The sequence below is a fragment of the Bradyrhizobium liaoningense genome, assembly GCF_018130785.1.
Lineage (GTDB): Bacteria > Pseudomonadota > Alphaproteobacteria > Rhizobiales > Xanthobacteraceae > Bradyrhizobium > Bradyrhizobium liaoningense_A.
The window spans coordinates 626,951-644,286 of record NZ_JAFCJT010000001.1 but is presented as its reverse complement, the minus strand read 5'-3'; the positions used below and the strand labels follow the sequence as shown (position 1 = coordinate 644,286).

The 17,336-nt window shown below is 65.8% G+C and carries 15 protein-coding genes; 5 read left to right on the top strand and 10 right to left on the bottom strand.

Annotation, left to right across the window (positions count from 1 at the left end):
* Positions 1 to 5: 5 nt before the first annotated feature.
* Genes JQ627_RS02860 through JQ627_RS02820 form a run of 9 tightly spaced genes read right to left on the bottom strand, consistent with a single transcriptional unit; the run spans position 6 to position 9,500 of the window.
* On the bottom strand, positions 6 to 983 hold the full coding sequence (locus JQ627_RS02860) for an ABC transporter permease (RefSeq protein ID WP_014496503.1): 978 nt from the start codon (positions 981 to 983) through the stop codon (positions 6 to 8).
* Positions 980 to 1,930: an ABC transporter permease gene (locus JQ627_RS02855; protein WP_212482625.1), complete on the bottom strand. Its 951-nt coding sequence runs from the start codon at positions 1,928 to 1,930 to the stop codon at positions 980 to 982. The genes JQ627_RS02860 and JQ627_RS02855 overlap by 4 nt, the downstream gene beginning before the upstream one ends.
* The gene (locus tag JQ627_RS02850) at positions 1,923 to 3,449 is read right to left on the bottom strand and encodes a sugar ABC transporter ATP-binding protein (RefSeq protein WP_212482624.1); all 1,527 of its coding nucleotides are present in this window, start codon (positions 3,447 to 3,449) and stop codon (positions 1,923 to 1,925) included. Before JQ627_RS02850 ends, JQ627_RS02855 begins: the two co-directional genes overlap by 8 nt.
* Positions 3,446 to 4,840, bottom strand: a complete 1,395-nt coding sequence (locus tag JQ627_RS02845; protein ID WP_212482623.1) for an FAD-linked oxidase C-terminal domain-containing protein — start codon at positions 4,838 to 4,840, stop codon at positions 3,446 to 3,448. Before JQ627_RS02845 ends, JQ627_RS02850 begins: the two co-directional genes overlap by 4 nt.
* Positions 4,841 to 4,899: 59 nt before the next feature.
* On the bottom strand, positions 4,900 to 5,784 hold the full coding sequence (locus JQ627_RS02840; protein ID WP_212482622.1) for an intradiol ring-cleavage dioxygenase: 885 nt from the start codon (positions 5,782 to 5,784) through the stop codon (positions 4,900 to 4,902).
* 14 nt (positions 5,785 to 5,798) lie between these two features.
* Positions 5,799 to 6,701: an NAD(P)-dependent oxidoreductase gene (locus JQ627_RS02835; RefSeq protein WP_212482621.1), complete on the bottom strand. Its 903-nt coding sequence runs from the start codon at positions 6,699 to 6,701 to the stop codon at positions 5,799 to 5,801.
* A gap of 21 nt (positions 6,702 to 6,722) precedes the next feature.
* Positions 6,723 to 8,096 carry an amidohydrolase family protein gene (locus JQ627_RS02830; RefSeq protein ID WP_212482620.1) on the bottom strand — a complete coding sequence of 458 codons (1,374 nt, stop codon included), beginning with the start codon at positions 8,094 to 8,096 and terminating at the stop codon, positions 6,723 to 6,725.
* Between the two features lie 4 nt (positions 8,097 to 8,100).
* Complete coding sequence (locus JQ627_RS02825; RefSeq protein WP_212482619.1) at positions 8,101 to 9,180, bottom strand: maleylacetate reductase; 1,080 nt, start codon at positions 9,178 to 9,180, stop codon at positions 8,101 to 8,103.
* On the bottom strand, positions 9,177 to 9,500 hold the full coding sequence (locus tag JQ627_RS02820; RefSeq protein ID WP_212482618.1) for a Dabb family protein: 324 nt from the start codon (positions 9,498 to 9,500) through the stop codon (positions 9,177 to 9,179). The genes JQ627_RS02825 and JQ627_RS02820 overlap by 4 nt, the downstream gene beginning before the upstream one ends.
* Before the next feature lie 108 nt (positions 9,501 to 9,608).
* Here JQ627_RS02820 and JQ627_RS02815 point away from each other — a divergent pair, with 108 nt between their 5' ends.
* The 5 genes from JQ627_RS02815 to JQ627_RS02795 all read left to right on the top strand — a co-directional run bounded on the left by JQ627_RS02815 (position 9,609) and on the right by JQ627_RS02795 (position 15,720).
* Positions 9,609 to 10,532, top strand: a complete 924-nt coding sequence (locus JQ627_RS02815; protein ID WP_212482617.1) for a LysR family transcriptional regulator — start codon at positions 9,609 to 9,611, stop codon at positions 10,530 to 10,532.
* Between the two features lie 13 nt (positions 10,533 to 10,545).
* On the top strand, positions 10,546 to 11,991 hold the full coding sequence (gene xylB, locus JQ627_RS02810) for a xylulokinase (RefSeq protein WP_212482616.1): 1,446 nt from the start codon (positions 10,546 to 10,548) through the stop codon (positions 11,989 to 11,991).
* A 129-nt stretch (positions 11,992 to 12,120) separates the two neighbouring features.
* Positions 12,121 to 13,644 carry a sugar ABC transporter ATP-binding protein gene (locus tag JQ627_RS02805; protein ID WP_212482615.1) on the top strand — a complete coding sequence of 508 codons (1,524 nt, stop codon included), beginning with the start codon at positions 12,121 to 12,123 and terminating at the stop codon, positions 13,642 to 13,644.
* The gene (locus JQ627_RS02800) at positions 13,637 to 14,671 is read left to right on the top strand and encodes an ABC transporter permease subunit (protein ID WP_212482614.1); all 1,035 of its coding nucleotides are present in this window, start codon (positions 13,637 to 13,639) and stop codon (positions 14,669 to 14,671) included. Before JQ627_RS02805 ends, JQ627_RS02800 begins: the two co-directional genes overlap by 8 nt.
* A 101-nt stretch (positions 14,672 to 14,772) precedes the next feature.
* Positions 14,773 to 15,720 carry an ABC transporter substrate-binding protein gene (locus JQ627_RS02795; protein WP_212482613.1) on the top strand — a complete coding sequence of 316 codons (948 nt, stop codon included), beginning with the start codon at positions 14,773 to 14,775 and terminating at the stop codon, positions 15,718 to 15,720.
* Between the two features lie 79 nt (positions 15,721 to 15,799).
* On the opposite strand, the gene JQ627_RS02790 is transcribed toward JQ627_RS02795, so the two are convergent.
* Positions 15,800 to 17,329, bottom strand: coding sequence for a hypothetical protein (locus tag JQ627_RS02790; protein ID WP_212482612.1), 1,530 nt, complete (start codon positions 17,327 to 17,329; stop codon positions 15,800 to 15,802).
* Positions 17,330 to 17,336: the final 7 nt, after the last annotated feature.

Sequence of the window (17,336 nt, the reverse complement as noted above, 5' to 3'; positions counted from 1 at the left end):
AGAGTTCATTGCGCGCGGCGGCGGGTCTTCATGTCCAGCCAGACCGCGAGAATGACGATGATGCCGGTTACCAGCGGCTGCCAGTTGGCGCTGACCGAGAGCAGGTTCATGCCGTTCAGCACCAGCGTCAGGATCAGCGCGCCGATGAAGGTGCCGAACACGGTGCCGACACCGCCGAACAGCGAGGTGCCGCCGATCAGCACGGCTGCGATCGCGGGCAGCGTCAGGCTTTCGCCGATGTCGGCCTCGGCCGAATTGAGCCGCGACAGGAAGATGATCGAGGCGAGCCCCGCCATGGTGCCTGATACCGCGTAGACCAGCAGCAGGCGCCGCGCGACAGGAATGCCGGAGAGGCGGGCGGCGACCGGATTGGCGCCGATCGCATAGATCTCCTGGCCCCAGATCGTCCGCTGCGCGAACAGCGTCCCGATGCCGAGGAACACCAGCAGCAGGTAGACCGGGATCGGCAGGCCGAACAGATAGCCGCTGCCGATCTGGCGGAATCCTGCCGGGAAGCCGTGCAGGGTTTCGCCCGCCATGTACCAATAGGTGAGGCCATTCAGCACCCAGAGCATGCCGTAGGTGGCGATGAAGGAGGGGATGCGCAGCGCGGTGACCATGATGCCGTTGAGCAGGCCAACGATGCCGCCGCAGGCGAGCCCGGTGAGAATGCCGAGCGCCGGCGAGCCGGTCTTGTGGATCACGGTGCCGGCGATACAGGCGGACAGCGCGACATTGGCGCCGACGGACAGATCGAGGCCGGCAGTCAGCACGACAAGCGTCAGGCCCGACGCGATGAAGAAGGTCAGGCTCGCTTGTCTCAGCACGTTGAGGATGTTGCCGAGGCTCAGGAAGGAATCGCTGAGGACAGCCAGCACCGCGCAGATCAGCAGCGCCGCGAGCAGGCGGTAGAACACCTGGATCGCGTCCTGCGACAGGAACGAGCGGGGCGGCGAGAGGGCCTCTTTGGAGATGTCGGTCATGCGCGGCTCCTGAGGCCGTCGAGGAAGAGAGCGACGATGACGAGGACGCCGACGCTTGCGACCTGTACCGAGGAGGGCATCGAGATCAGGTTGAGCCCGTTGCGCAGCACGCCGACCGCGATCACGCCGAGCAACGTGCCGAGCAGCCAGCCATTGCCGCGCTCGAACGAGGTGCCGCCGACCGCGACCGCGGCGATGGCGTCGAATTCGAGGCCGAGGCCCGCAGTCGGGTGGCCGGAATTCATGCGCGCGGTCATCAAGAGGCCGGCGATGCCTGCCATGGCGCCGCCGATCGCGTAAACCGCGATCAGGAGCCGGTTCGGCGACAGGCCGGCATAGCGCAGCGCCTCGCGGTTGCCGCCGAGTGCGAAGATGTAGGTGCCGAAGCGGGTGTGATAGAGCAGTCCGTGAAAGGCCGCATAGGTCACCAGCGCCATCACGATGGGCACCGGCACGCCCAGAAGCGTCGCCGAATAGATGTCGCGCACGCTGTGGGGAATGCCGACCACGCTCTGGCCGTCGCTGACGATCAGCGACAGGCCCTGCGCCATGCCGAGCGTGCCCAGCGTCGCGACGAAGGGCGGAATGCCGACGATGGCGACCAGCCAGCCGTTGGCGAAGCCGAAGGCTGCGCCGACCAGAAGCCCGGCGCCGAGGCCCAGCAGCATCGACTTGGTCGCGAGCGACACGATGGCGACGCAGAGCGAGGTCAGCGTCAGCACCGCGCCCATCGACAAATCCAGCCCCTCGGTCATGATGATCAAGGTCATCGGCAGCGCGAGCATGGTCAGGATGGTCGACTGCACCAGCACATTGGAGAGGTTGGCGACCGACAGGAAGCCGGGCGCGATCGCACTGAACAGCGCGATCAGCAGCACCAGCACGATGGCAACGCCGGGAATGCGCTGCAGCGGATTGGGTTGTGAGACGACTGCGGCTTCACGCATGATGCATCCCCAGTCGCACGATGTTCTCCTCCGTCAGCTCGCTGCGTGTCAAATGTCCCGCGATGCGGCCCTCGCGCATCACATAGGCGCGGTCGCAGACATGGCAGATCTCGACCTGCTCGGACGAGATCATCAGCGCCGCCGCGCCTTCCGCCACCAGCCGGTCGATCAGCGCAAAAATCTCGGACTTGGCGCCGATGTCGATGCCCCGCGTCGGCTCGTCGAAGATGAAGAGCTTTGAGCCGGCGGCGAGCCATTTGCCGATCACGACCTTCTGCTGGTTGCCGCCCGAGAGCAGCCCGACGGTCTGGCGCGCGCTGGGCGTCGCGATGCGCAGCTGCCGGATCAGGTCGTCGGAGGTGCGCTGTGCGCCGCGCTGGTCGAACAGGCCGCTCGGGAACAGCTTTCGCAGCGCCGACACCACCAGATTGTCGCTCACCGACCGCAGCAGGGCGAGGCCCTCGCTCTTGCGGCTCTCCGGGATCAACGCGATGCCGCGGCGGGCGGCAAGGTCAGGCTCGCCGGAGATGGCCTTGCCGTCGAAGACGATCTCGCCTGATGTCACGGGATCGGCGCCGAAGATGGCGCGTGCGACTTCGCTGCGGCCCGAGCCGACCAGGCCGCACAGGCCGACGATCTCGCCCCGGCGCACCTCGATGTTGATGTCGGAGATGCCGGTCGACGCGGTCAGGCCCTTGACCTCGAGCAGCAGCTCGCCGGGCTTGTCGGCAAAATTGCGCGGATAGGTCATGTCGACGTTGCGCCCGACCATCATGCGAACGAGCTGGTCCGGCGTGACGTCGGCAGGGCGAACGCCGTCGATGCGACGGCCGTCGCGCAGCACCGTGATGCGGTCGCCGAGCGCAAACACCTCCGCCATGCGGTGGGAGATGTAGACAATGGACACGCCATCGGCCTTCAGCCGGGCGATCAAGGCGAACAGCAGCTCGGTCTCGCGGTCGGACAGCGCCGCCGTCGGCTCGTCCATCACGAGGATCCGCGCGTTCTGGCTGATCGCCTTCGCGATCTCGACCATCTGCTGCTGCGCCACCCCTAACTTGTCGACGGTGGTGGAGGGATCGATGTCGAAGCCGATCGCGCCGAGCACGCGCCTGGCGTCGGCCAGTATCTTGCGGCGGTCGATGGTGCCGGGGATGCGGCCCTTCGGCTCCCGGCCGAGGAAGATGTTCTGGGCGATGTCGAGATGGGGGACCAGCGAGAATTCCTGGAAGATCACGGCGATGCCGAGTGTCTGCGCATCCGCGGTCGAAGAGATCGCGACCTTGTCGCCCTTGTAGTAGAACTCGCCGGCATCGGCGCGATAGGCGCCGCACAGAACCTTCATCAGGCTCGACTTGCCGGCGCCGTTCTCCCCGAGCAGCATGTGGACTTCGCCGGGGAAGACGGCAAAGGACACGTCATCCAGCGCCTTGACGCCGGGAAACTCCTTGCTGATGCCACGCAGCTCCAGCAGCGGCGTGGGCGAGGTGGGCTCGATGGCCAATGCGGCGTTGCTCATGCGCGCGCTCCGCTTGCAAAGATCTTTCCGGGGTTCATCAGGCCATTCGGGTCAAGTGCGGTCTTGACCTGTCGCATCACATCGACGGCCTCGCCGAGCTCATCGGCTAGATAGTCGATCTTGCCGAGCCCGATGCCGTGCTCGCCGGTGCAGGTGCCGTCCATGGCGATGGCGCGGGCGACCATGCGGGCCTGAAGCGCCTTGGCGGCTTCGGCCTCGTCCGGCTTGGCCGGATCGATCAGGATCAGCATATGGAAATTGCCGTCGCCGACATGGCCGACGATCGGGGCGATAAAACCGTGCTCGTCCGCGTCGCGCCTGGTCTCGGTAAGGCACTCGGCGAGCCGGGAGATCGGCACGCAGACATCGGTGATCACGGCGCGTGCGCCGGGCCGCAAGCCCAGGCCGGCATAAAGCGTGTTGTCGCGGGCGTGCCAGAGCCGGCTGCGGTCCTCCTGCGCCTTTGCCCAGGCGAAGCCATGGCCGCCATGGTCGGCGGCGATCGCCTGCGCGGCTTCGGCCTGCTCGGCAACGGAGGTCTCGGAGCCGTGGAATTCGAAGAACAGGGTGGGGGCTTCGCGGTAGCCGAGCTTCGCGTAGGCGTTGATGCCGCGCATCATGACGTCGTCGAGCAGCTCGATGCGCGCGACGGGGATCGCCGACTGGATCACGGAGATCGCGGTGTCCACGGCATCGTGCAGGGTGTCGAAGCTGCAGACTGCGGCCGAGATCGCCTGCGGAACCGGGTGCACTTTCAGGGTGATCTCGGTGATGATTCCGAGCGTACCCTCTGCGCCGACGAACATCCGCGTCAGGTCATAGCCGGCGGCCGATTTGCGCGCGCGCCTGGCGGTCCGGATCACGCGTCCATCGGCCAGCACCACCTCCAGCGCCATGACGTTGTCCTTCATGGTGCCGTAGCGCACCGCCATGGTGCCGGAGGCGCGCGTGGAGGTCATGCCGCCGATCGAGGCGTCGGCGCCGGGGTCGATCGGAAAGAAAAGTCCGCTGCTGCGCAGCTCCGCATTGAGCTGCTTTCGCGTGATGCCGGGCTGTACGACGACGTCCATGTCGCTCTCATGCACCGTCAGCACCCTGTTCATGCGCGCGAAGTCGAAGCAGACGCCGCCGGCGACCGAAGCTGCATTGCCTTCGAGCGAGGTGCCCGCGCCGAACGGGACGATCGGAATGCCCGCGCCGGCGCAGAGTTTCACGATCTCCGCGACTTCTCGCGTGGTTTCAGGGAAGACGACGATGTCGGGCGGCAAATTGCGATAGTGCGATTCGCTCTGCCCGTGCTGATCGAGCACGCCGCGCGCAACGCTCGCGCGCGGGCCGATCATGCCGGCGAGGCGATCGGCCAATATGCTCGTGCTGACCCGCGGTCCCATCCTTAGCTCCCGTCTGCTCCCTGTTGTCGGACTCTTGTCTGGTCCACTGTCGCTTGAGCTTAGGCGGCTCTCGCGTTGCTCGCGACCTGCTTCAGGCCGAAATCGTAATTGAGGTGAAAATAGTCGCGCTCCACCATGCGACCATCCGGCGCACGGCCGGCGGGGTGACTAACGAATTCGCGGATCAGGCTGTCCTTGACGCCGAACACCACGTCGCTGTCGAGATATTTGTCACCGGCGACGAACACATGGGTCACGAGTTGCTCGAAACCGGGCGCCGAGATCATGAAATGCACATGCGCGGGGCGCCAGGGATGGCGGCCCTGCACCTCCAGCATCTCGCCGACCGGGCCGTCATGCGGGATCGGATAGGCCGCTGGCTTGATCGACCAGAAATGGAAGCGGCCGTTGGCGTCGGTGTGGAAGCGCGCGCGCATCGCGAGATCGCCGATGTCGTCGAGCTGCTGCACGTCGTAATAGCCGTCATCGTCGGAATGCCAGACGTCGACGATGGCGCCCGCAAGCGGTTGTCCGTCGACGGTCGAGACCGAGCCGGTGACCAGCATCGGATCGCCTTCCATCGGGCCCGAGATATCCGCGCCGCTATCCTTCTCCGGCGCGGCCTGGACGAAGAACGGGCCGAGCACCGTCGTCTCGGTCGCACCTTCCGGCACGGGATGGTTGATCGCGTCGACCAGCATGGAGACGCCGAGCGTGTCGGACAGCAGGATGAACTCCTGGCGCTTGTCGTCGCACATGTGCCCGGTGCGGGTCAGGAAATCGATGCCGTATTCCCATTCCTTCTGGGTCGGCCGGACCTCGCGGACGAAGGCATGAAGGTGGCGCACCAGCGCCTCGCTGACCTCCTTGATGCGTGGATCGGTTGCGTCCTTGATGCGCTCCAGCACCGCGTCCGTAATCGTAGTCTCGTTGAAGTTACGCATCGGTGTCTCCGCGATCAGAGTTTGGGCTCGCCAAGCCCGGACAGACGTTCCAGGTGCTTGACGGTCGCGATGAAGTCGGTGTCGCCGTCGCCCTGCGCGACCAGCGAGCCATAGGTCTCGCGCACCTGTGCGGCGAGCTGCAAGGGCACGCCTACGGCATGACCGGCGCCAAGGATGAGATCGAGGTCCTTGGCCATCTGCTTGCAGGAGAAGGTGGACTCGAAATCGCGCGTTCTGAGCGGCGCGGTCTTGTACTTCACCATCGGCGAGGCCACCGCGCTGTCGTCGAGCACCTTCAGAATGTCCTGCCAGGCGATGCCGCCCTTGCGCGCCAGCGCCAGGCTCTCGGCCATCATCGCGGCCGACACCGCGATCATCAGATTGACCGAGAGCTTTGCGTAGCGCGCTTCCTCGGCCGGCCCGAGATAGGTCTGGGCGCGGGTGAAGGCGCCGAACAGCGGCTTGGCGTTCTCGAAGGCGTCTTTCGGCCCTGATACGAAGCAGGTCAGTGCGCCAGTGTGGACGATGCTGGCGTTGCCGGAGACCGGCGAACGAAGATAGGCAATGCCGCGGGCCTGTGCAGCGGCCGCAACTTCAGTGGAGGCCTCGACGCTGACGGTGCTGGTCTCGATCAGAACAGATCCAGCAGCGATTGCGGCGATCAGGCCGGCGGGGCCAAGCAACGCGCCGCGCAAGGCGGCATCATCGGGCAGGGATGTGATGATCGCGGCCTTGCCGCTCACGGCCTCGGCCGGCGAAGCGGCAATCGAAATGCCTTGCGCACGCGCCTCGTCGATCCGGGCTGCGCTCTGATCGAATGCGGTCACGGCGTAGCCGGCCTTGGCGACGAGCGCCGACATCGGCAGGCCCATCTTGCCGATCCCGATGAAGGCGACATTCCTTGAAGCGTCGGTCATTGATCTCATCCATTGGCGCCTTCAGGCGGCGCGTCCCTGTCGTTCGATGTCCTGCACCAACCGCCGGCCGGATTGGGCCAGCAGGTCCTTCTTCGTCTCCAGCCCCTCGACCAGCAGCCGGCCGTCCCGCTTCTTCCAGGTGCCGCCGATCATCACAGCCTCGATATTGGCAAGGCTCGTCTGCATCACGACGGTCGCGACGGGATCGTGCACCGGGACAAGGTTGAGGTCGGACGCGTTGATGATGACGAGGTCGGCGAGTTTTCCGGGCGTCAGCGAACCGATCTGGCCCTCGCGGCCGAGCATGCGGGCGCCTTCGGTCGTGATCCAGCGCAGCGCCTCGCGGACGGGAATCGTGGTCGTCGCCGGAATGGTGCCGCTGGTCTTGCGCGAGTCCGCATTGTCGAGCGACCGCTGCATCGACAGCGCGACGCGCGCGACGGAGAAGAGATCGCCGGCCAGCACGGATTCCAGGTCGATCCCGATGGTCGGCCGCACGCCGCGCTTGAGCAGCCGTCCGGTGATCGGAAAACCGTGGCCCTGGATCATCTCGTTCTCCGGCGTCACCGAGAAGGAGACGCCGAGGCCGACCATCTTGTCGAGGAGATCGTCGGGGAGATCGTTGCCATGGACGATGTTGATGCCGGCGCCGACGAGGCCGGCTTCGATCAGCTTCTCCCAGCCGCCGGGCGTCTTGGCCGGACCGCCGCCCTGATGCATCGATGCGATCAGGTTGAGCTCGCGCGCCAGGCGGAAGTCGTGCATCGCGACGTCGAGCGTCGAATAGTGCGGTCCGAGAATCGCGAGCCCGAGCGTGACGAGGCCATCGCGGTCGGCGAGGGGACCGGCCAGCAGCCGCTCGACTTCGCGGCGCGGATGCGGAATCTCGGAGAAGTGCGGCTCGCCGGGCTTCGGCTCGGGTTTTGGCGAGCCGTGGAAGAAGGCGGCCCGGATGCCGCTCTCGATCAGGCCGCGCACGGCGGCATCGGTATGATCTGGCGTCGGATTGTTGTGACACCAGTCGACCAGCGTGGTGGTGCCGCAATTGATCTGGTTCAGCGCACCGACGAGGGTCGCAATGTGGATGTCCTCCGGCCGGAACACGGTCGCGAGCCCGGCATGCATGCGGCGGAAATATTCCAGCAGCGTCCAGTTCGCGGCATAGCCGCGCAACGCGGTCTGCCAGGTGTGCATATGCGCGTTGATCAGGCCGGGGATGACGATCCGCCCGGTGCCGTCCACGATCTCGGTCTCGGCTGCGCCGCTGCCGAGGTCGATCGATGGGCGCACGTCCACGATGCGGCCGCCCTCGACCAGCACATCGCCGGTGTTGAGGTCGCCAATCGCCTCATCCATGCTGATGATGGCAGCAGATTTGATCAGCGTGCGCCGCATCGCTTCAAGCCGCCGCTTTGATGGTAACAGGCGGCTCGCCGGCCCAGGCGCGGGCGATCAGGTCGCGGATCGCACCCCGCTCGAGCGGGCGCGGATTCCAGTAGGCATTGGTGACGGCGAGATCAGCCGCCTTGTCGATGCCGCTCTCGGGCATGCCGATGTCGCGCAACGCCAGCTTCGCGCCCAGCCGCTTCGCGAGGTCGTAGAGTCCCTGGGACGCATCGCTCGCGTTGATCGCGCGCGATATCCGCGCCATCGCATCGGGCACCGTCGGTGCGTTGTAGGCGAGCGCATGCGGCAGCACGACGGTGTGGGTCTCAGCATGCGGCAGATCGAAGGTGCCGCCGAGCGTGTGGCAGAGCTTGTGATGCAGCGCCATGCCGACCGTGCCGAGACAGACGCCGCAGAGCCACGCGCCATAGAGCGCTTCGGTGCGAGCCTCGCGGTCATCGCTTTTGGCGGCAATCACGGGCAGAGCGCGAGCCAGCGCGCGGATGCCTTCTTCCGCCATCAGTGATGTCACAGGATTGGTGTCGCGCGCATAGAGCGCTTCAACCGCATGCGCGATCGCGTTGATGCCGGATGTCGCAGCCAGGCTCGCCGGTAGCGTCAGGGTGAGGTCGACATCGTAGATCACGGTCTCGGGCAGCACGGCGGCGTCGCGCACCGTGGTCTTCAGGCCGTGCTCGGTCTGGCCGACGATCGGCGTCATCTCCGAGCCGGCATAGGTGGTGGGAATGCAGAGCTGGTTGATTCCGGTGCGCAAGGCCAGCGCCTTGCCGAGGCCGGTGGTCGATCCGCCGCCGAGCGAGACGACGCAGTCGGCCTCGCACGCCTTCATCGCAGCCAGCGCCCGCTCAGTGACGTCAACGGGCGTATGCATGGTCGCGCCGGGAAAGATGCCGGCGTAGAGCGGGCCGAGGGCTTCGCCGAGGCTCTTGCCTTGAGCCTCCTGCTGCGGCGTCGTCAGCACCAGCGCGCGCTTGCCGCCGAGCCGCTCGATCTCCGCTTTGGCCGAGGCCAGCGTTCCGCTGCCGAACACGACGCGGCAGGGCAGGTTTTCAAAGGTGAACGTACCGATCATGCGCCGGTCTCTTTGATGGGATAATCGACCTGGAAGCGTCCGATCCGCAAGTCGCCGAGCGCCTCGCGCACGCGCAAATGTTCCGGGTGGGTGGCATACGCGGCGAGTGCTGCCTGGTCGGTGAATTCGGAGAACAGCACCACGTCGCAGGCATAATCGACATCGCTGACGTCGAGCCCGACTTCGATATGGGTGAGGCCGTCGATCCGGCCGCGCAGACCCTCGAACAGGGTCTTGACCTTGTCCCGGGCCGCGGAGCGCTCCGCGGGCGTCTCCCCGCGCAGCCGCCACATCACGATGTGCCTGATCGGGCCCGACATTTCCCTGTTTCCTCGCCTGCTATCTTGCTTGTGTTCTGGCCATTTTGACTTGCGGGATACGGAAATAAAGGTCAATATTTGTAAGTCTCTTTTTCTAAAAGTGGAAAAATGGATCGCCTGCTGCAATTGGAGGTGTTCTCCAAGACGGCCGAGCTCGGCAGCCTGTCAAAAGCCGCCGAGGCCTTGCGCATGTCGAATGCGGCGGCGAGCCGCCATCTCAGCGCGCTCGAGGAGCGCCTTGCGGTCAGGCTGATCGAGCGCAACACACGCCGGCTGTGGTTGACGGAGGCGGGGCAGGAACTGCTGGAGCGCTCCGGCCGGGTGCTGAGCGAGCTGGCGGAAGCCGAGGACATCGTCAGCGATCGCGCGCTGTCGCCGCAGGGCACGCTGCGGGTCACGAGCTCGCTGTCCTTCGCGGTGATCTATCTGGCGCCGATGTTGCCGGCCTTCCGCGCGCGCTATCCGAAGCTCAACATGCAGATCACGACCGCCAACCGCTATCCCGATTTCATCGAGGCCGGCATCGATGTGGCGATCCGGACGCGCGAGCAGGAGCCGGATTCGAACATCATCGTCCGCCGCATCGGCCAGATGCGCCGCGTGCTTGCCGCTGCGCCCTCCTATCTCGCAAGCGCCGGCGAGCCGGAGCAGCCCGGCGATCTCGCGCGCCACAACATGCTGGTCTACAATCTCGCGAACGATCCCTATTCGCTGCACCTGCGCAAAAACCATGGCGCGCAGACCGTCCGCATCACGCCGACGCTCGACAGCAATGATGGCCAGGTCATTCGCGGCGCGGCGCTGGCAGGGCTCGGCATCCTCATCCAGCCGCTCTACATCGTTCAAAGCGACATCGCGGCGGGCCGTCTCGTCCCGGTGCTGGTGGATTGGGAGCTGCCGCTGCTCACCATGAACATCGCCTACCAGAACCGCGCCGGGCTGCCTGCCAAGATCAGGGCTTTTTCCGACTTCCTCGTCACCCACATCCGCGAGCATTCGGAGCCGGGAATCTGGATGGACGCGACGAAGTGAGCGGGTAGCAGCCATGTATCTCGGCATCGATCTCGGCACCTCGGCGGTCAAGACCGTTCTCGTCGACGGTGCCCAGCGCGTGATTGCAAGCGAGAGCCGGCCGCTCGCGACCGCCTCGCCGCTACCAGGCTATTTCGAGCAGGACCCCGCGCAGTGGATCGATGCAACCTTCGCCACGCTGGATGCCCTGAAGGTGACGCATGCCGGCGCGTTGGCGGCAGTCGAAGGCATTGGACTGTCCGGCCAGATGCATGGCGCCACGCTGCTCGATGCGAACTCGAGACCGTTGCGGCCCTGCATCCTCTGGAACGACGGACGCTCCGCCGCCGAGTGTCGTGTCCTTGAACGACGCTGGCCCGCGTTGCGCGCGACATCGGGCAACAAGGCGATGCCGGGATTCACCGCGCCGAAGCTGCTCTGGATCGCGACGCACGAGCCCGAAATCTTTGCGGCGACGAAACTCGTGCTGCTGCCAAAGGCCTATCTGCGCCTGGTGCTGAGCGGCGAGGCGATCGAGGACGTCTCGGATGCATCGGGATCGCTGTGGCTCGACGCCGCGCGCCGGGACTGGTCGGACGCAGCACTGGCAGCGACCGGCCTGTCGCGCGATCACATGCCGCGTCTGGTCGAGGGATGCGCGCCCGCGACAACGCTGCGCAGCGAGCTGGTTCGGCGCTGGGGCATGACCGGCCAGCCCGTGATCGCGGGCGGTGCCGGCGACAACCCGGCAGGCGCCGTCGGCATCGGCGCGATCCGGCCGGGAACCGCGTTCGTGTCTCTGGGAACCTCGGGTGCCTTGCTGGCACCGACCAGCAGAATCGCCGCCAATCCGGACCGCGCGGTGCATACGTTCTGCCACGCCATTCCCGACATGTGGATTCAGGCCGGCGCGATCCTCTCGGCCGCCTCCTGCCTGGCCTGGATCGCGCGCCTGTTCGGCGCCACCGAGGCCGAGCTGCTGGCGCCGCTTGGATCGCGCCCGCGGGCGCCGTCGCCTGTGAGCTTCCTGCCTTATCTGGCGGGTGAGCGGACACCGCACGACGATCCCGTCGTGCGCGGCATGCTGGATGGTTTGAGCCATGGCACCGATCGCGGGACGATCGTGCAGGCGGTGCTCGAGGGCGTTGCCTTCGCGCTTGCCGATTGCCGCGACGCGCTCGCGGATGCCGGCATTGCGATGACGGAAGCCGATGCCATTGGCGGCGGCTCACGGTCTCGGTTCTGGCTCTCGGTGCTGGCAAACGTGCTGAATGTTCCGGTCCACCGCTTTGCCGGAGGGGAAACCGGCGCGGCGTTCGGTGCGGCGAGATTGGGGCGGCTTGCTGTCACCGGTGAGGCGATTGCCGCCGTCTGCACGCGGCCGCAGCGCGTCGAGACGTTTGAACCCGACGCTGGACTGGTCGACGCTTATGCCGAGCGGCTTCCCGCGTGGCGCGAACTGTATCGGCCGCGCCACTAGTATCGCCTAGACGTTGCATTCCCCCGTGTTCGGTATTGCCCTGTGCCGCGGCCTTTTGTTTAATGCGTGAACCGCGCTGAAAAAAGATTGAGACGCGGGTAGGAAACGCATTGTGCGTCGGGAGGCACGATGAACGATCCGATCCTCGAGATGCGTGGGGTCTCGAAATCCTTCTTTGGCATCAAAGCGCTGCGTTCCGTCGATCTCACGGTCTATGCCGGCGAAATTCATGCCCTGATGGGTGAGAATGGCGCCGGAAAATCGACGCTAATGAAGATCTTGTCCGGCGCCTACAGGCCTGATCCCGGCGGCGAGATCCGCATCGAAGGAAGCCCGGTACGGATTGAAGGTCCGCTCGGCGGCCGCACGGCGGGCATCTCCATCATCTACCAGGAGCTGTCGTTGGCTCCCAATCTCAGTGTTGCCGAGAATATCTATCTCGGCCGGGAGATATCGCGTGCAGGCTTGCTGGCACGCGGCACCATGCGCGAGGGCGTCGGCCCCATCCTGAAACGACTGGGCGCGGACTTCCTGCCATCGACGCCGGTGGCGCAGCTCTCAATGGGCCAGCGGCAACTCGTCGAGATCGCGCGTGCGCTGCACGCGAGATCAAAAATCCTGATCATGGACGAGCCGACCACCGCGTTGTCGGCCGGAGAGAGCGCGCGGTTGTTCGCGCTGATCCGCCAGCTTCGCTCCGAGGGGCTTGCCATCATCTACATCTCGCATCGCATGGACGAGGTCTACGCGCTCGGCGACCGCGTCACCGTGCTGCGCGATGGCCGGCTGGTCGGGGCGCTCGACAAGCAGGACATCCGCGCCGACACCATCGTCCGGATGATGGTCGGGCGTGATGTCTCCTCGTTCTACAAGAAGGATCATGATCCGGAGGCGGGGCGGGGGCATCCCGTGCTAGCAGCGATCGACATGGCCGATGGCCAGCGTGTCAAGGGGTGCTCGTTGACCGTGCATGCGGGCGAGGTGGTCGGCCTCGCCGGTTTGATCGGCGCAGGTCGCACCGAGCTTGCGCATCTCATCATCGGCGCGGCGCCCAGGACCTCCGGCCGTATCGAGCTGGAAGGGCGCCCGGTCGATATCCGCACGCCGGGCGAGGCGCTCGACATCGGCGTCGCCTATCTGACCGAGGACCGCAAGGCGCTCGGCCTGTTCCTGGACATGTCATGCCTGGACAACATCAACCTCGCGGTGCTCGGCCGGGATGCCCGGATCGGCTACATCCTGGATCGCGACAAGGCCCGCGACCGTGCCAACAGGGCGTTCGCGGCGCTCGGCATTCGTGCCGCCGATATCAACGTCACCGTCGGCGCACTGTCCGGCGGCAACCAGCAGAAGGTGCTGCTGTCGCGCCTGCTTGCGACCACGCCAAAGGTCCTGATCCTCGACGAGCCGACGCGCGGCGTGGATGTCGGCGCCAAGTCCGAGATCTATTCGATCATCGACAATCTTGCCAAATCCGGCACGGCGATCCTCGTCATCTCGTCCGATCTGCCCGAGATCATCGGCATCTGCGACCGTGTCGTCGTCATGCGGGCAGGGCATATCGCCGGTGAAATCGAGCGTGGCGCGACATCGCCCCTGAACCAGGAAGACATCATGGCGCTCGCCACGGGGATGGAGCAACTCGATGCATGACGGCCCTCCAAAGGCGACCGCCGCCGCTGCGGGCCTCGCGGCCGCGCAAGAGACGAAGCGTCAGCGCATAAGGCTTCTGATCCGCGCCGCCGGCATGCTGCCGGTGTTGTTGATCCTGTGCGGCGGCTTCCATTTTCTGTCGGAGGGCCGCTTCTTCACCGGACAAAATCTCGGCATCGTGTTGCAGCAGGCCGCAGTGAACACCGTGCTCGCCGCAGGCATGACCTTCGTCATCCTCACCGGCGGCATCGATCTCTCGGTCGGCTCGATCCTGGCGGCCTCCGCGATGGCCGGGTTGACCCTCTCCAAGCTGCCGGAGCTCGGGATGCTGTGGCTGCCGGCCGCGCTGCTCACCGGCCTTGGCTTCGGCGTGATCAACGGCGCGCTCATCGCGCTCCTCCGCCTGCCGCCTTTCATCGTCACGCTTGGCTCTCTCACCGCCGTACGCGGCCTGGCGCGGCTGCTCGGGGCCGACACCACCGTCTTCAATCCTTCCATTCCCTATGCCTTCATCGGCAACGGCTCGCTGACGCTCGTTCCCGGCGTAGCGTCGATCCCGTGGCTCTCGGTGATCGCCTTGCTCGTTATCCTCCTCTCGTGGCTGGTGCTGCGCCGGACGGTGCTCGGCGTGCACATCTATGCGGTGGGCGGCAATGAAAGCGCTGCGCGTCTTGCCGGCATCAAGGTCTGGGCCGTGCTGATCTTCGTCTACGGCGTCTCGGGACTTTTCGCCGGGCTCGGCGGCGCCATGCAGGCGGCGCGGCTCTATGCGGCCAATGGCCTCCAGCTCGGTCAGTCCTACGAGCTCGATGCGATCACTGCCGTGATCCTGGGCGGCACCTCGTTCGTCGGCGGCATCGGCTCGATCTGGGGCACGCTGGTCGGCGCCTTGATCATCGCCGTCCTGTCGAACGGCCTGATCCTCGTCGGCGTCTCCGACATCTGGCAATATGTGATCAAGGGCCTGGTGATCATCGGCGCCGTGGCGCTGGACCGCTACCGGCTGCAAGGCTCCGCCAGAACCTAGAAGGCTCGGCGCGCACCTGAGTGCGCCTTGTGTGATGCGAGGTTCCGCTGCGGCAACTGGTCTGCCGTGCCGGGGATGAATACAGACCAGGGAGGAAGCCAATGTTGAAGACGATCACGCTCGCCGGCGTCGTGACGGCGCTTGCCCTAAGCACCGCGCCATCCTTCGCCAAGGACCTCAAATCGATCGGCGTCTCGCTGGGCTCGATGGGTAACCCGTTCTTCGTCGCACTGTCGAAGGGCGCCGAGTTCGAGGCCAGGAAGACCAATCCCAACGTGAAGATCACGACGGTCGGCTTCGAATACGACCTCGGCAAGCAAGTCACCCAGATCGACAACTTCATTGCGGCCGGCGTCGACCTGATCCTGTTGAATCCCGGCGATCCCAAGGCGATCGGGCCGGCGATCAAGAAGGCGCAGGCGGCGGGTATCGTGGTCGTCGCGGTCGACACCGCGGCCGAAGGCGCCGACGCCACCGTGACCACGAACAACGTGCAGGCCGGCGAGATCTCATGCCAGTACATCGTCGACAAATTGGGAGGCAAAGGCGACGTCATCATCGAGAACGGGCCGCAGGTCTCAGCCGTGATCGACCGCGTCGTGGGCTGCAAGAACGTTCTCTCGAAGAATCCCGGCATCAAGGTATTGTCCAGCGACCAGGACGGCAAAGGCTCGCGTGAGGGCGGTCTCACCGTCGCGCAGGGCTATCTGACGCGCTTTGCCAAGATCGACGCCATCTTCGCCATCAACGATCCGCAGGCGATCGGCACCGATCTCGCGGCGCGCCAGCAAAGCCGCAGCGGCATCATCATCACCGCGGTCGATGGCGCGCCCGACATCGAGGCCGCACTCAAGGATCCCGCGGCGCCGCAGATCCAGGCGTCCGCTTCGCAGGACCCGTTCTTCATGGCACGTCGCGCGGTGCAGGTGGGCGTCGGCATTCTCAATGGCCAGAAGCCGGCCTCGACCGTCGAGCTGCTGCCGTCGAAGCTCGTGACCAGGGACAACGTTGCCGACTACAAGGGCTGGACCTCGGATCGTTCTCAGTAGACCGCCGCCTCCTGCGGGAGCGGTCGACATACGAGATGACGGGCGGCGTTGCGATCCACGCCGTCCGTCGTGCCATGCGCTAGCAGGCGGTAAAGGGACTGGTTCGCGGGGACAAGACGACCGATGGAAATTTGCTCGCGAAGGCGCGGGTCTTGGGTTGAACGCGCGATCCGTCGATCACCTCGAGCCGACCACAGCGGTTCAGCGTGTGCAGCTTCCTGCCGGGCCATGCCGGTCCGGGCTTGAGGGAGTGGCGTATGATCTGCTTGAACGTCGTCGGCGACAACTCGACAATTTCCGCCAGCGCGAGCGCTGCGCCATATCCGTCGGCGCAATCCTGCACCGGCCGCCACAATTTGCCATCGATGGTGACGAAATTCCCCGCCGGTCGCGTGGTTGCGCGATCGATCAGGACCGGGTTGCTGGCATGGGGTAACCAGGGGCCGAGCAGGTGCTCGGCGTAGTAGATCGCAAGCGAATCCGAATAGCCGCCGGCGCCGTCGCGCCAGGCCCCGAACAGATAGTTGAGCCCGTTGTGCTGCGTGATCGTGGCATCGGCGAGTTCAAGGCCTGACAGCAGCGTCGCATGCCGCTCCCATTTGTCGGGAAACCGGACGCATTTGTAGAGCGTGACGTCGCCGTTGAGCGAGCTCTCCGGGATCATCCACAACTCGCCATCGTTCTCGATCAGGAACGGATAAGAGAGGTGCCAGGCCTCCTCGAGCGCGGGCACGACCTCTCCGACCGGTCCGGTATCGCCGAACTCGATCGCCGAAATGATGCCTTTTCCGACCCGGTGATCAAGGTCCTCGAAGAACACGAATGTTCGTCCCTTCCATGTGATCGGGAAGGGATCGGCGTAGAAGTGATTTCCGGGATCGCCCAGAACGTTCCATTTGGGCCCGGAGAGATCCCCATGCTGCCAGACGCCCGCGCCGTCATTGAAACGCCATCCGACATGCCAATGCGGCGCATAGCAGCAGAGGCGATAGATCTCCTTGGCGATTGAAACGGCAAGGCCGCGCGCAACATAGGCTGCCGGCGGCTTGCCGTTGCCGCTCCGTGCAGGGCGCGCCAGCTGCGGCACGATGCGTGGCCGTCCCGACAGGATGGCCGCCACCATGGTCAGGGTACGCGCCATGACCGTATCGAGACCACCGCTCAAGCCGGCCGCGATTTCCGCGGAGGGATGACCGCGATCGAGCACCGCGCCGTCGACCTCGTTGACGATCTCGATCACCGGCAGATCGCCGGCGAGAACAGCGGCAAGCGCAGCGTTCTCGCCTGCGGCGCCATTGAACAGCGGGCGGAGGTAGAGCCGGGCGGGGCTGTTCGGGTCGCGCGGAGCACCGGTGAAATCGACGATCACGTCGGCGGTCCCGGTGTGCGCCGGTTCCGGATTGATCGGCAGTCGGTCGGCGCCGCCGGGCTTGCCTTTGTGCAGCACCAGGCGCTCCAGCCCGAACAGCGCGTCGAGACCTGCAGGCCGCGGCTCCGCCGTTGCCGTCCACGCGATTTGAACCGGAACGTCCCGGCCGTCGATCGACAGCGTCTGGCGGTGCATCCACCGCCGCGCGTAGTCACGTTCGCAGCGAAACTCGATGATCATGTCGAGC